Source organism: Bacillus sp. MMSF_3328 (assembly GCF_030733525.1).
In the GTDB taxonomy this organism is placed as follows: Bacteria; Bacillota; Bacilli; order Bacillales; family Cytobacillaceae; genus Bacillus_AB; species Bacillus_AB infantis.
On sequence record NZ_JASHIV010000004.1, the window covers coordinates 17208 to 32276 of the forward strand.

The following is a 15069-nucleotide window of genomic DNA, read 5'->3' on the forward strand; positions in this document are numbered from 1 at the left end:
AAAGATAAAGAAGTGGATGATGCTTTCAGCAGCAGTGCTGATGCTTATTTCAGGGTGCAGCAAGTCAAATGATGAGGCAGAGCCTGGAAAAGGGAATAATCAGGCTCCGGTTGAACAACCTTCCAAGGAAGACGAAGGACAGGAAACAGTGGCAGAATCGCCGTATGCCTTTCCGCTGACAGGGATTGGCACAGAGAAGGAAGCCGCTGGCCGTGCCGTCGCAGTGATGATCAATAACCATCCGGCTGCAAGACCGCAATCCGGACTTCCGGAAGCTGATATTGTTTATGAGCTTTTAGCGGAAGGGGATGTGACCAGGTTCCTGGCCATCTACCAAAGTGAACAGCCGGAGAAGATCGGTCCGGTCAGGAGTGCCCGTGATTATTACATCGAGCTTGCCAAAGCATATGATGGGCTTTATGTCTGCCACGGAAACAGCCCGGACGCGAAGGAGCTTATGGACAACGGCTATATCGACCATCTGAATGGTCTTTATTATGACGGGACCCTTTTTCAAAGGGCCGGTTTCCGCAAGGCGCCGCATAACTCGTATACCTCTTATGAAAATATTCTGAAGGGGGCAGCGGAAAAGGACTATGAAATGGAAGAAGCCCCCGGTCCCCTCAGCTTCATGACAGCTGAAGAAGCAGGGCAGCTCACAGGCGAAGAAGCAGAGAGTGCAACAGTTTCGTACCTTTCAAACGAAACATTCTCGAGCACCTATGAATACGACAGGAATCTAGATAAATACAAAAGATATTCCAATGGCGAACTGACCGCTGATTATGACAGCGGCGCCCCCGTCCTGATTGACAATATATTCATCATAGAAGCCTCCCACAAAATTGTTGACAGTGCAGGCAGGCGTGAGATTAACTTAACATCTGGGGGAAGAGGCTATCTTCTTCAGAAAGGCCTCCTCAGGGAAGTTGAGTGGAAAAATGAAAAAGGAAGGCTGCTGCCTTATATTGATGGAAAGGAAGCACCGCTGGTCCGCGGAAAGACATGGATCAATGTTGTTCCATCAGACCCTGGCCTCGGCCAGGCAGTCAGCTTGAATGAATCTAATTAAATCTTAAAAAATATGGTTTAAATAAAGGAGACCCCATATGCAAATTGAAAAACTTAGAGGCAAAGAACTGGATCAATTGTTCAAATCGGTCCTGTCCCTAAAAGACCTGGAAGAATGCTATCGATTCTTCGACGATCTTTGCACGGTAAATGAAATCCAATCTCTTGCCCAGCGCCTTGAGGTTGCCCGGATGCTGCGCGAAGGAAAGACCTATCATAAGATCGAAACAGAAACAGGAGCAAGCACGGCAACGATTTCCCGTGTAAAACGCTGCCTGAATTATGGCAATGACGCCTATGAAATGGCCCTTGAGCGCATCAAGGACGAAGAAGCACAGGCCGCTGCAGAATAATTGATGAAAAGCCGCAGGATGAAGATCCCGCGGCTTTTTCTTTAGGAAAAGCCAGCATTCCGGTCTGCGCTTTTTGTTTTCGCTGCCGCCCCGCATCCTGCAGGCATGACTTGCCTTCTTCCATCAATATGCAGGAAAAGTCCTCCCTGCTTTCCTTTTTGATTCCAGTGTCTAATGCTATAATGTTGTAATGGAATGATAGAATGGAGGCAAGTATGCATGTATGATGTTCGCGAGTGGCGCCACGCCTTTAAACTCGATCCCAATAAAGAAATTTCTGACCGGGACCTGGAGCGGATCTGCGAATCAGGGACGGATGCTGTAATAGTCGGAGGAACAGACGGCATTACACTTGAAAAGGTGCTGGACCTCATGGCAAGAATACGCCGCTATACGGTGCCCTGCGTGCTCGAAGTTTCGACGATTGAGTCTGTTACTCCGGGCTTTGATTTGTATTTTATCCCGTCTGTCCTGAACAGCGGGGACAGCAAATGGATCACCGGGCTTCATCATCAGGCGGTCAAGGAATACGGCGAGATCATGAGCTGGGAGGAAATCCTTGTCCAGGGCTATTGCATCCTGAACAGCGAATGCAAGGCGGCAAAGCTGACAGGGGCGAAGACGGATCTGGATGCAGAGGATGTTGTTGCATACGCCATGATGGCAGAGAAGATGTTCCATCTCCCAATCTTCTATCTCGAATACAGCGGGACATATGGCGATCCCGGGCTTGCGGCTGAAGTCAAGCGCACACTGGAGGAAACAACCTTTTTCTACGGCGGAGGAATCTCGTCTGAAGCACAGGCAAGGGAAATGGCTGAAGCAGCGGACGTCATTGTTGTCGGCAATATAATATATGAAAATCTAGATGAAGCTCTAAAGACAGTTTTGCCTAAATAAAGTTGCTTGCAGAGGGACTTAAGGATACACTAACTATAAAGAACATATGTTTGTTTGGCGGTGAATAAAAAGATGCAATATTTAACGGATAAACTATTAAACGGATTGAATGCCCAGCAGCAGAATGCTGTAAAGGCAACGGACGGGCCGCTGCTTATCATGGCCGGTGCGGGAAGCGGAAAGACGAGGGTGCTGACCCACAGGATTGGATACCTGATGGTTGAAAAAGGGGTAAACCCGTATAACATCCTTGCCATCACCTTCACTAACAAGGCGGCAAGGGAAATGCGCGAGAGGATCCAGAACATGATGGGGGGAGCAGCCGATGATATTTGGATTTCAACGTTCCACTCAATGTGTGTGCGGATTCTCAGGAGAGATATAGACAGAATCGGCTTTAACCGTAATTTCACAATCCTTGATACAACAGACCAGCAGTCTGTCATCAAGGCGATCCTCAAGGAAAAGAATCTGGATCCCAAAAAATACGACCCGCGTGCGATTCTGGGCAGCATCAGCTCGGCGAAGAACGAACTGATCGACCCGGAGGAATATGCAAAGGCGGCCGGCGGCTACTTCGAGCAGATCGCAAGCGACGTATACACAGAATATCAAAGACGCCTCCGCAAAAATCAGGCGCTAGACTTTGATGACCTGATCATGACAACGATCCAGCTATTCCAGCGGGTGCCTGAGGTGCTGGAATATTATCAGCGCAAATTCCAATATATCCATGTTGATGAGTATCAGGATACAAACAGAGCACAATATATGCTTGTAAAGCTGATGGCAGACAGATTCAAGAATCTTTGCGTGGTCGGGGACTCCGACCAGTCAATCTATCGCTGGCGCGGAGCTGACATTGCCAATATCCTGTCATTTGAAAAAGATTACCAAAATGCCCGCACAATCCTCCTGGAGCAGAATTACCGTTCAACAAAGCGGATCCTGCTGGCTGCCAATGAGGTGATTGCCAAGAATCTCAACAGGAAGGCCAAGAATCTCTGGACAGAAAATGCAGAAGGCAATAAACTGTTCCATTACCGCGCCGACAGCGAGCAGGGTGAAGGGCAGTTTGTCGCAGGGAAAATCAAAGAAATGGTCGACAGCGGCAAACGGAAGTATTCCGAGATCGCCATCCTTTACCGGACCAATGCCCAGTCACGTGTAATGGAGGAAGTGCTGCTTAAATCAAACATCGAGTACTCCATTGTCGGCGGCATCAAGTTCTATGACAGAAAAGAAATCAAGGATATCCTTGCCTATCTGAGGCTGATTGCCAATCCTGATGATGACATCAGCCTGCAGCGCGTGATCAACGTGCCAAAACGCGGCATAGGCTCAGGGTCCGTGGACAAAATCGCCAATTTTGCGCAGATGCATGATATGACGATGTACCAGGCACTCGATGCCCTTGACCTGATTGGCCTGAGCCCGAAAATCACGAAGGCGGCAACCGAGTTCCGCGATCTGATCAGAAGCTACGAACAGATGCAGGAATATTTGTCTGTAACTGAGCTTGTAGAGGAAGTGCTGGAGAAGTCCGGCTACAGGGACATGCTGAAGGCAGAGAAGTCAATTGAAGCCCAAAGCCGTCTGGAGAACATCGACGAGTTCCTGTCTGTAACGAAAAACTTCGAGGACGGCAGCGAAGATAAAACACTCGTCGCTTTCCTGACAGACCTGGCCCTTGTTGCAGACATTGACAAGCTGGAAGACGATGGCACAAAGACCGATAGTGTCGTCCTTATGACGCTTCACTCCGCAAAGGGGCTGGAATTCCCCGTTGTATTCCTGATCGGGCTTGAGGAAGGCGTCTTCCCTCACAGCCGCTCCCTCATGGAAGAGGCGGAAATGGAAGAAGAACGCCGCCTCGCCTATGTGGGAATCACCCGTGCAGAGGAAGAATTATATATAACCAATGCCCAGATGAGGACATTATTCGGACGGACGAATATGAATCCTCCATCACGCTTCATCCAGGAAATCCCGGCAGACCTTATCGAAGGGATCGAGCCGAAGAAGGCATCACCTTCTCCATTTGGCAGCCCGGCAGCAGGAGGACGGCAACCATCATCCTCAGCACCGCGGCAGGCTATGCGCAAGGCCATGGTCAAGCCGGCTGTTGCCTCGACCGGCGGGGATGCCCTTGGCTGGCAGGTCGGAGACAAAGCCGTCCATGGAAAATGGGGCACCGGAACAGTTGTCAGCGTAAAAGGCCAGGGAGAAGGAACAGAGCTCGATATCGCCTTCCCGAGCCCGACCGGCATCAAACGCCTGCTGGCAAAATTCGCTCCGATTACAAAAGGATGATACAGTACAGAAATATAGGATAAAAAGCATAATTGCTGCGGAGCTGCCAGGCCTAATTGGAGGCGGGCAGCGGCCGAGTTTTTCTAAAGGTAAATAAGTTTATTTTTTATCTTCGATTACTGTCTAGCTCCAGTGCCTACCCCCTCGAGGTCACAAGCCAATCCTCCCAAAAAGGCAAAGAACGCCTTTTAGGGAGGATCGTCTTGAGGCCCCCAGGATGGGGGTCATGCAGACGTTGCCACAGGACGTGGCGTTCTTAGTCTGCGTTCCTTTAGGGAGCAAGGCGCTTGCGCTTTTCTAATGAAAGGGCTGGAAAATATGGACCTTCAAAATGCCGAAGCAAGAGTAAAAGAACTGCATAATCTGCTGAATCAATATGGCTATGAATATTATGTCCTTGATAAGCCGTCAGTGCCGGATTCTGAGTATGACCGGCTTCTGAAAGAGCTGATGGAGCTTGAAAATGAACATCCTCAGCTGAAAACCGCTGATTCCCCTACCCAGCGGGTCGGCGGCGAAATACTCGATATGTTCGAAAAGGTCGAGCACCAAACACCTATGCTGAGCCTTGGCAATGCCTTCAACGAAGAAGATCTGCGCAGCTTTGACCGCCGGGTGCGGCAGACTGCAGGAGAAAATCTTTCTTATGTGTGCGAGCTGAAAATTGATGGCCTGGCCGTCGCCCTGAAATATGAGGATGGGCTGTTCATCCAGGGTGCGACAAGGGGGGACGGGACGATCGGAGAGGATATCACCGTAAACCTGCGGACAATCCGCTCCATTCCCCTCCGCCTTTCAGAGCCTGTATCCATCGAGGTGCGCGGGGAAGCATTCATGCCTGGCCGTTCCTTTGAAGCATTGAATAAAGGGAAAGAAGAGCGGGGCGAGGAGCCGTTTGCAAATCCGCGCAATGCGGCTGCAGGCTCCCTTCGCCAGCTCGATCCCCGCATCGCCGCTTCCCGAAATCTTGATATCTTTTTATACGGGATATCAAACACTGGCGATACAGGTGTAGAATCCCACAGTGCCGGACTGGATTATCTGGAAACACTCGGATTCAAGACGAACAAAGAGCGCAGAAAATGCGCCAGCATAGAAGAAGTTATTGAATATGTCAGCAGCTGGACCGAGAAGCGGCCTAACCTTGATTACGATATAGACGGAATCGTCATCAAGGTTGACTCGCTTGCACTTCAGGAAGAGCTGGGTGCAACAGCGAAAAGCCCGCGCTGGGCGATTGCTTATAAATTCCCTGCTGAAGAAGTGGTCACCACTTTAAGGGATATTGAGCTGAGCGTCGGACGTACCGGCGTTGTCACTCCTACAGCCCTGCTTGAACCGGTCCGTGTCGCCGGGACAACTGTCCAGCGTGCATCACTTCATAACGAAGACCTGATCCGTGAAAAAGACATCAAGATCGGTGACAAGGTCGTCGTCAAGAAAGCTGGAGATATCATCCCGGAGGTTGTCAATGTGCTGGCTGAGCAGAGGACAGGAGAAGAGCGAGAATTTATAATGCCGACACATTGTCCGGAGTGCGGAAGCGAGCTGGTCCGCCTTGAGGGTGAAGTGGCCCTGCGCTGCATCAATCCGAAATGCCCGGCTCAGATCCGTGAGGGGCTGATCCATTTTGTCTCCCGGAATGCGATGAATATTGACGGACTTGGCGAAAAAGTGGTCAGCCAGCTGTTTGCAAAAGAGCTGATCAAGGATGTCGCTGACCTTTATAAGCTCACTCATGAAGCTTTGATCGGAATGGAGCGCATGGGCGAAAAATCAGTCAATAATCTGGTGCAGGCCATTGAGGCATCAAAGCAGAACTCCCTTGAAAAGCTGCTGTTTGGATTAGGAATCAGGCATGTAGGCGCCAAGGCAGCCAAAACGCTTGCCCAGCATTTCAGCAGCATGGATAACCTGATGGCCGCCTCTGAAGATGATCTGACGGCGATCAATGAAATCGGCGGTAAAATGGCTGGCGCAATTGTCGCATTCTTTGAGCAGGAAGAAGCGAAGGAGCTTATCCGCGAATTAAAAGAATCAGGCGTCAACATGGAATATAAAGGACCGAAGCCGGTTGCGGCAGAGGACTCCGACTCGTTTTTTGCAGGAAAGACGATCGTGTTGACAGGCAAGCTTTCCATATTGAGCCGAAATGAAGCAAAAGAAAAGATCGAAGCACTGGGCGGAAATGTTTCCGGAAGCGTCAGCAAGAAAACGGACCTCCTGATTGCAGGCGAGGATGCCGGCTCCAAGCTGGCGAAAGCCCAGGACCTGGGAATTGATATTTGGAATGAGGAGCAGCTGGTTGAAGAATTAAATAATTAAGAGGTGTAAAAGCAGTGAGAAGAACATCAATAATCGCCTTGTCCCTTGTCCTTTTGCTGACAGGCTGCGCCCCTAACTTCCAGAAGCAGGAGGAAGTGGTGCAGGAGCAGGATGACTCAAAGGAAAATGCGATTATTCCAAACTATAAGATCTCGGATCAGTACTATCGTACGATCCTGCCTTTTAAGCCCGGGGAAGCACGCGGATTGGTCGTCAATAATATCAATACGAGATATGACCTGAATGAATTTGAGACAGGCCTCATGAGAGTGGCCCAAAACTCATTCGATCCTGATAAGTTCTTTTTCCAGGAAGGCCAGTATCTGAAAAGAGATATGGTCAGCAAATGGCTGAGCCGCAAATATACGGCCGCGCAGCTGAAGGAAAAGAATCTCGAGGAAGAAGACAATCTTGGCCTGAATCCGGTGGATGATGAGAAAGGCGACATCAAATCGAGGGAAGAAAGAAACCCGATTTACCTTGCCCATATCCTTGAGCATAACTACCTCCTGAAAAATGAAGATGGCAAAGCCTATCTCGGAGGAGTCGTCATCGGTCTCGCCATGAACTCTGTACACTATTACAGAACAGTGGAGTATGGAGACGTTTTTGAGAAAAAAATCGATCATGCCACCCTTGAAAAAGAAGGAAAGCAGATTGCCGATCAGGTATTAAGCAGACTCCGCAGCATGGACGAGCTTAAAAATGTACCGATCACCATCGCCCTTTTCGAGCAGGAAAGCAATAAATCAGTCGTGCCTGGCACTTTCTTTGCCTATGCCCAGGCGGACAAAGGAAGCAGCAAGCTAGGCGGCTGGGAAAACGTAGATGAAGAATATGTGCTATTCCCATCCCCTGGAGCCACCGAAGATCACAGGGAAGACGTCACCTCATTCCTTAACTTCAAGCAGGACGTCGAAAAATACTTCCCGAACTTCAACGGGGTCATCGGGAAAGCCTTCTATGCTCAGGATCAGCTCCAGGAGCTGAACATTGAAATCCCGATTCAATTCTACGGGAAAGCAGAAGGCATAGGCTTTACCCAATATGTGACCGGACTCGTCATGAAGCATTTCCCTGACTATATATCCGTCCAGGTCAGCGTCACCTCCGTCAACGGCCCGGAAGCACTCATCGTCCGGAAAGCCGGAGACCAGGAACCATTTGTGCATATTTATCAGCAGTAGAAGAGACAAGCAGCCGGTTGGGGGGCTGCTTGTTTTTTTTGTGGGGCGGGAGCGGTAAAAACTCCTGTTCGATAATATATTTGTTAAATCGATAATAAATCCTCAATTTCGATAATATAAATGGAGTTTCGATAATATATCCACAAATTTGATAGGATACCACTCTTATTAGAATTAGCTTCCATTTTTACAGTCTAAAATAAAGGAATTTTTTGCTTGCGTGGAGTATTCTTACGATACTAAGACAGAAGGGAGCTATTATGATTATAAAAAATAAAGAAATGCCAATTTCTTTGGAGAAACTGCAGGCACTTTATAAGAGAACTCCATTTACCCATCATAAATACAAGCTAATAAAAGAAAACCTTGCAAAGCAGTCTGCTGGCTATAAAGGTGAGCTTTCTCTGGCTTATCCGCTTAGCTTACTTTCTGATAAGAAATATTATATATTTCATGACATCCGATTATTGGCAGGTATTCATAATTTTCAGCTGGATGCCCTGCTGCTATCGCGTAAATTCATAGTTTTATTGGAAGTGAAGAATATAACAGGAACCCTATATTTTGATCAATATTTTCACCAGTTGATACGCACTCAGGAAGATAAAGAAGAAGCATTTCCGGATCCGCTTACCCAAATAAGCAGACACACATTTTTAATGAAAAAATGGTTGAAGTCTCAAGGGTTTCCGGATATACCAATAGAATCATTCGTTGTTATCAGCAGCCCCTATACCCTCATTAAAACTTCTCCCGAAAACCAGTTAATCTCCCGCAAAATACTTCGAAGCGATTATATACCGATTAAGTTTATCCAACTGGATTTACATTATAAAACAGATACTTTAAGCCAAAAGGAGCTTGAAAAATTATCCGGAATAATATTAAAGAATGATAATCCCGGAACTATCGACATCCTGAAACAATATGGAGTGGCAAGAGGAGAATTGATCAAAGGGGTAGAATGTCCATTATGCAAAAGGATGCCTATGGACAGGACACATGGCAATTGGCAGTGTCCAGCATGTGGGATAAAAAACCCCGACCTTCATCTATCAGCATTAAAGGATTATAGTCTCCTTATTTCATCGTCTATCACAAGCCGTGAAGCCAGGGATTTCCTGCTTTTCAGTTCAAAACCGCTTGCTACAAGACTATTGCGCCCTTTTTCCAGTTCTGGCAGCAACAAAGGAAAGATATATCATCTTGACATTAAAACACACTGAAAGAAAGAACTTTTGGAAAAATAAACATTTCTCAGAATGTTGGAGATAAATAGAAAGTCATGTTAAAATGGAACCTGGATGTAAACGTTTTAGTACATAGGAGGCGTTATAAATGGTACAACCTTACAAGCATGAACCTTTTACTAATTTTTCTGTTGAAGAAGAGCGCGAGGGCTACCTGCAGGGATTAAAGACTGTTGAGGGCTATCTTGGCCAGGATTATGATCTGCTGATTGGCGGAGAGCGCGTGTCGACTGAAGATAAAATAGTTTCCTATAATCCTTCTAATAAAGAAGAAGTGATCGGCCGTGTATCAAAGGCGACGCAGGAGCATGCCGAGCAGGCAATGCAGGCCGCTGTTGAAGCTTTTAAGACTTGGAGAAAAGTGAAGCCTGAGACGCGTGCTGATGTGCTTTTTAAGGCAGCAGCGATTATCCGCCGCCGCAAGCATGAGTTCTCTGCTTTGCTGACAAAGGAAGCGGGCAAGCCTTGGAATGAGGCTGATGCAGATACAGCGGAAGCAATTGACTTCCTTGAGTACTATGCACGTCAAGCTCTGAAAGTGAAAGACGGCATGCCAGTGAACAGCCGTCCGAATGAATATAACCGCTATGATTATATTCCATTGGGCGTGGGCATCGTTATTTCACCTTGGAACTTCCCGCTTGCAATCATGGCTGGTACGACTGTGGCTGCGATTGTTGCCGGAAACACTGTACTGCTGAAGCCGGCTTCAACTACTCCTGTGGTTGCAGCGAAATTCGTTGAAGTCATGGAACAGGCAGGCCTTCCGAAGGGCGTCCTGAACTTTGTACCTGGAAGCGGTGCAGAAGTGGGCGACTATCTGGTTGACCATAAGGACACTCGCTTTATTTCATTCACAGGATCACGTGATGTTGGTCTGCGCATCAATGAACGTGCTTCTAAGTTGAATGATGGCCAGATCTGGCTGAAGCGCGTGATTGCGGAAATGGGCGGAAAAGATACAATTGTTGTTGACAAAGAGGCAGATCTTGAGCTTGCTGCACAGTCAATCGTTGCTTCCGCATTCGGTTTCTCCGGTCAGAAATGCTCAGCCTGCTCACGCGCAGTGGTGGTAGAGGATGTGTACGATCAAGTGCTTAACCGCGTGGTTGAGCTGACAAATGATCTGACACAGGGCAACCCGGAAGACAAGAGCAATTTCATGGGTCCTGTTATCGACCAGAATGCATTTGACAAGATTATGAGCTATGTTGAAATCGGCAAAGAAGAAGGCAAGCTGATGACAGGCGGAGAAGGGGACAGCTCTAAAGGCTACTTCATCAAACCGACTGTGTTCGCTGACCTTGCTCCTGATGCACGTTTGATGCAGGAAGAAATCTTTGGTCCGGTTGTAGGCTTTACAAAGGCTAAAGACTTTGACCATGCATTGGAAATTGCCAATAATACAGAGTACGGCTTAACAGGTGCGGTCATCACTACGAACCGTGAAAACATCCAGAAAGCGCGCGAAGATTTCCATGTCGGGAATCTGTATTTCAACCGCGGCTGTACAGGAGCAATCGTTGGATACCAGCCATTCGGCGGTTTCAACATGTCTGGTACAGATTCAAAAGCTGGAGGACCTGATTATATCCTTCTGCATATGCAGGCGAAGACAACTTCTGAAATGTACTAATCCGGACTGCCGGACATGCCCGCATCCCAAAATGGGATGCGGGCTTTTTGTGCTTGTTAAGGAATTTATAAATTGTAATTCTTGTTGAAGATTAGTATTTCTTGATCAACGTCCAGCTCCAGCGACTCCCCCCTCGAGGTCACAAGACGAACCTCCCAAGAAGGCAAAGAACGCCTTTCCGGGAGGTTCGACTTGAGGCCCCAGGATGCGGGTCATGCAGACGTTGCAGCAGGACGTGGCGTTCTTAGTCTGCGTTCCTTAGGGTGATCAAGGCGCATGCGCTCTTCTAGTAGGATAGTCATGTTTTTATCTTAATATTTATACTATTAAATTAATTGTGTATAATTTTATTAGTTTTACCCTCTTAAAGCCGCTTGGTAGGAGGGTGGAACAGGAATTAATCAATCGTTTGATGAAGAGGCTTTTACTAAAAAAATGGAGGTGAGGGGAGATGGGCTTGAGCGGGATAACGATTTTCTGGCTGTTTGTGCCGATGCCGGCATTGATTTTGCTTTCTATCGTTACGTATTTTACGGAGAGGAGAATGGAAAGATGATGTCTACGGCTACATTGGTTACTTTTATTGTCTATTTGGCCGGGATGCTGGCAATTGGCCTGTTTTTTTACCGGATGACCAGCAATCTGTCTGATTATGTTTTAGGCGGGAGGAGCCTGGGGCCGGGTGTAGCAGCGCTAAGCGCCGGGGCCTCTGACATGAGCGGCTGGCTTCTCCTGGGATTGCCGGGCGCGGCCTATGTTTCAGGATTTTCTGCTGTCTGGATCTGCATCGGCCTATCTGCAGGCGCTTATTTGAACTGGCAGTTTGTTGCAAGAAGGCTGAGGGCCTATACAGAGGTTTCACGAAATTCCATTACGATTCCTGATTATCTTGAGAATCGCTTCAGGGACCATTCAAAAGTGCTGAGGGTGATTTCTGCATTTGTTATTTTATTATTTTTTACCTTTTATGCTTCATCAGGAATGGTGGCAGGAGGCAAGCTGTTTGAAAATTCCTTTGGTCTGCAGTATGAAGCAGCCTTGTGGATCGGAGCCATTGTCATCATTTCCTATACTTTCCTTGGCGGCTTTCTCGCAGTAAGCTGGACTGACTTTGTGCAGGGAATCCTGATGTTCATTGCCCTTCTCATTGTCCCGATAGCGGCCATCAGCGAAGTAGGCGGATGGAGTGAGGCTGTTGATAAGGTGGGAAGCATTAAGCCGGACGGCCTTGATGTTTTTGCCGGCACTACTGCAATCGGGATCATATCTTCAATGGCCTGGGGCCTCGGTTACTTTGGACAGCCTCATATCATCACCCGTTTTATGGCATTGAGATCAACCAAGGATGTGCCGATGGCAAGGCTGATCGGGATGGTATGGATGATTGCAGGGCTGTTTGGTGCTATATTTACTGGTTTTGCAGGCATTGCTTATTTTGCGGATACGCCGTTAAAGGATTCGGAAACCGTCTTTATGGATTTTAGCTCTCTGCTTTTCAATCCTTGGATCTCTGGCATTCTTCTTGCTGCGATCCTTTCAGCGATTATGAGTACAATTGATTCCCAGCTGCTTGTGTCCTCAAGTGCTGTGGCCGAAGATTTCTATAAGGCAGTCTTCAGGAAGGGAGCCGGAGAAAAGGAGCTTGTATGGGTCGGCAGGATCTCGGTCATTGTGATTGCCCTGATTGCCATCATTCTTGCCATGAACCCGGAAAGCTCTGTCCTTGATCTTGTTAGCTATGCGTGGGGCGGATTTGGCGCGGCATTCGGTCCAGTGATTATCCTGTCGCTTTTCTGGAAGCGAATGACAAGGAATGGGGCACTCGCAGGGCTTATTTCCGGAGCTGCCACTGTTGTCATTTGGGAAAAATTGAAGGGCGGCATCTTTGATTTATATGAAATTGTTCCTGGCTTTCTGGTATGTACTGCAGCCATTATTATTTTCAGTCTGGCATCTTCTTCACCGGATAAGGAAATTGAAGAGGAGTTTGAAAAGGCAAAGGCATCCTCTTTTGATTGAAAAAATTCATCTATTGAATGGCAGGCTTATGGCCTGCTTTTTTATATTCCAGAGAAAATGATGACTTAATTTTATAAATTTAGATGAATAGATACTCGTGTATAACCGTTTTCTTAATTATATATGCAAATTTAGTGAATAAATATAAATGGCATTACGAAAAACTGAATTTTCTCCCTGTTCTGATTATATATCTGTGTTACGCTTATAAACGGCTGTTAAACGGCGGGATTGAGGATTGTTTTCTTTCTGTATTTTTTCAAATGATGATCCCTGCATAAGGTTGCAGAAATACTGCATAGAAAATGATGCTCGTATTTAAATATCTTAGTTATGGAAAGGAGAATGCTTTAAAACAATGGAAACGGCTACGTTAATTACTTTTATTGTGTATTTAATTGGAATGCTTGCAATTGGACTTATTTCTTATAAACTGACAAGCAATCTGTCTGACTATGTTCTCGGAGGTAGAAGCCTTGGGCCTGGAGTGACAGCCCTTAGTGCTGGTGCTTCTGATATGAGCTCCTGGCTGCTGCTTGGACTTCCGGGCCTTGCATATGCAACAGGACTTGATTCTATTTGGATGTGTGTAGGCTTAATTATTGGTGCTTATCTCAACTGGAAATTTGTTGCTTCCAGGCTGCGTGCCTATACGGAGGTTGCGAATGACTCCATCACAGTCCCCGACTTTTTCGAAAACCGCTTTAAGGATGGATCACGGCTTCTCCGTGTTATATCCGCTCTCGTCATATTAATCTTTTTCACCTTTTATGCTTCATCGGGTCTGGTAGGAGGAGCCCTGCTTTTCCAAGAGACCTTTGGGATGACGTATAATACAGCTCTGCTGATTGGGGCGATTGTCATCATTTCCTATACTTTCCTTGGCGGCTTCCTGGCTGTCAGCTAGACTGACTTTTTCCAGGGCCTTCTGATGTTCCTGGCACTTGTGATTGTACCGATTGTGGCTTTCGCAAAGCTTGGCGGGTGGGGAGAAACGATTGATACAGTCCGGTCCATCGATCCGTCTTATCTGGATCCAATTGATACGATGTCAGGCCTGGGAATCGTTTCTCTGATGGCTTGGGGGCTTGGCTATTTCGGTCAGCCGCATATCATTACCCGATTTATGGCCATCAGATCTACAAAGGAAATTCCTAAAGCACGTTTTTATGGGATGTCCTGGATGACCATTTCCATTATCGGCGCCATTTTGGTCGGTCTTGTAGGAATTCCGTCATTTGCGGAAAACCCCCTGATCCAGGGAGACGTGGATAATAGCGAAAAGGTATTCATTTTCTTCGCCGATATCCTGTTTAATCCATGGGTATCAGGCATCCTGCTGGCTGCAATCCTGTCAGCCATCATGAGTACGATTGATTCCCAGCTGCTTGTATCATCGAGTGCTTTGGCGGAGGACTTTTATAAAGGCATCATCCGCAAAAATGCGAGTGATAAAGAGCTTGTCTGGGTCGGGCGCATCGGTGTCATCGTCATTGCATTGATTGCGATTCTTCTGGCTTATACCGGCAATCCGAAAAACGGAGGGGCTTCGATCCTCGATCTGGTCAGCTATGCATGGGGCGGATTCGGCGCTGCATTCGGTCCGGTTGTTCTTTTGTCCCTGTATTGGAAACGGATGACACGCAACGGCGCGCTTGCAGGTATGCTTACCGGTGCCATCACGGTGGTCGTCTGGAAACAGCTGACTGATAAAGAAATCATCCCGTTTGAGCTGTATGAAATTGTCCCTGGCTTCTTCCTCGCTCTTCTGGCCATTATAATCTTCAGCCTTATCGGCAATCAGCCGGACAAGGTGATCAGGGAAGAATTTGAAGAAGCAGTAGAGAGCGATCGGGAATAAACGGGAAAAAAGCTGATGAGATCTCTCATCAGCTTTTTTTTTTTGCGGAAAGTTTCAGAAAATTTAACAAAAACTCTTTTCAATCTCCCGACAGCTGTTATATAATACAAAATGTAAATAATTATCTGTATTATAACATAAAGGAGGAGTTGGA

9 protein-coding genes and 1 pseudogene are annotated in these 15069 nt (G+C 47.2%); all 10 read left to right on the forward strand.

The window, feature by feature from the left end; translation table 11 throughout:
• The first annotated feature begins 4 nt into the window (after positions 1–4).
• The 10 genes and pseudogenes from RBB45_RS08600 (at position 5) to putP (RBB45_RS08645) (ending at position 14915) form a co-directional block, all read left to right on the forward strand.
• On the forward strand, positions 5–1072 hold the full coding sequence (locus RBB45_RS08600) for a DUF3048 domain-containing protein (protein ID WP_457851559.1): 1068 nt from the start codon (positions 5–7) through the stop codon (positions 1070–1072).
• 37 nt (positions 1073–1109) lie between these two features.
• Positions 1110–1424 (forward strand): YerC/YecD family TrpR-related protein, encoded by a 315-nt coding sequence (locus tag RBB45_RS08605; RefSeq protein WP_009792553.1) that lies wholly within the window; start codon positions 1110–1112, stop codon positions 1422–1424.
• Between the two features lie 219 nt (positions 1425–1643).
• Positions 1644–2324 (forward strand): heptaprenylglyceryl phosphate synthase, encoded by a 681-nt coding sequence (gene pcrB / locus RBB45_RS08610; protein WP_009792551.1) that lies wholly within the window; start codon positions 1644–1646, stop codon positions 2322–2324.
• 72 nt (positions 2325–2396) lie between these two features.
• Positions 2397–4637, forward strand: a complete 2241-nt coding sequence (gene pcrA, locus RBB45_RS08615) for a DNA helicase PcrA (RefSeq protein ID WP_094769542.1) — start codon at positions 2397–2399, stop codon at positions 4635–4637.
• Between the two features lie 318 nt (positions 4638–4955).
• Complete coding sequence (gene ligA, locus RBB45_RS08620) at positions 4956–6962, forward strand: NAD-dependent DNA ligase LigA (RefSeq protein ID WP_009792549.1); 2007 nt, start codon at positions 4956–4958, stop codon at positions 6960–6962.
• 14 nt (positions 6963–6976) lie between these two features.
• Positions 6977–8149, forward strand: a complete 1173-nt coding sequence (locus RBB45_RS08625) for a CamS family sex pheromone protein (RefSeq protein ID WP_022543261.1) — start codon at positions 6977–6979, stop codon at positions 8147–8149.
• Positions 8150–8409: 260 nt separating this feature from the next.
• Positions 8410–9375 carry a nuclease-related domain-containing protein gene (locus tag RBB45_RS08630; protein WP_306009439.1) on the forward strand — a complete coding sequence of 322 codons (966 nt, stop codon included), beginning with the start codon at positions 8410–8412 and terminating at the stop codon, positions 9373–9375.
• Positions 9376–9487: 112 nt separating this feature from the next.
• On the forward strand, positions 9488–11035 hold the full coding sequence (gene pruA, locus RBB45_RS08635; protein WP_009792546.1) for an L-glutamate gamma-semialdehyde dehydrogenase: 1548 nt from the start codon (positions 9488–9490) through the stop codon (positions 11033–11035).
• A 555-nt stretch (positions 11036–11590) separates the two neighbouring features.
• The gene (gene putP, locus RBB45_RS08640; RefSeq protein WP_306009564.1) at positions 11591–13054 is read left to right on the forward strand and encodes a sodium/proline symporter PutP; all 1464 of its coding nucleotides are present in this window, start codon (positions 11591–11593) and stop codon (positions 13052–13054) included.
• Positions 13055–13412: 358 nt separating this feature from the next.
• Positions 13413–14915, forward strand: a pseudogene (gene putP, locus RBB45_RS08645) (sodium/proline symporter PutP).
• Positions 14916–15069 lie beyond the last annotated feature (154 nt).

Excerpts from the sequence above, each read along its gene's own strand:
- RBB45_RS08605 (WP_009792553.1), top strand. The coding sequence starts at position 1,110 with ATGCAAATTGAAAAACTTAGAGGCAAAGAACTGGATCAATTGTTCAAA.
- pcrA (WP_094769542.1), top strand. The coding sequence starts at position 2,397 with ATGCAATATTTAACGGATAAACTATTAAACGGATTGAATGCCCAGCAG.
- pcrB (WP_009792551.1), top strand. The coding sequence starts at position 1,644 with ATGTATGATGTTCGCGAGTGGCGCCACGCCTTTAAACTCGATCCCAAT.
- pruA (WP_009792546.1), top strand. The coding sequence starts at position 9,488 with ATGGTACAACCTTACAAGCATGAACCTTTTACTAATTTTTCTGTTGAA.
- ligA (WP_009792549.1), top strand. The coding sequence starts at position 4,956 with ATGGACCTTCAAAATGCCGAAGCAAGAGTAAAAGAACTGCATAATCTG.
- putP (WP_306009564.1), top strand. The coding sequence starts at position 11,591 with ATGTCTACGGCTACATTGGTTACTTTTATTGTCTATTTGGCCGGGATG.
- RBB45_RS08630 (WP_306009439.1), top strand. The coding sequence starts at position 8,410 with ATGATTATAAAAAATAAAGAAATGCCAATTTCTTTGGAGAAACTGCAG.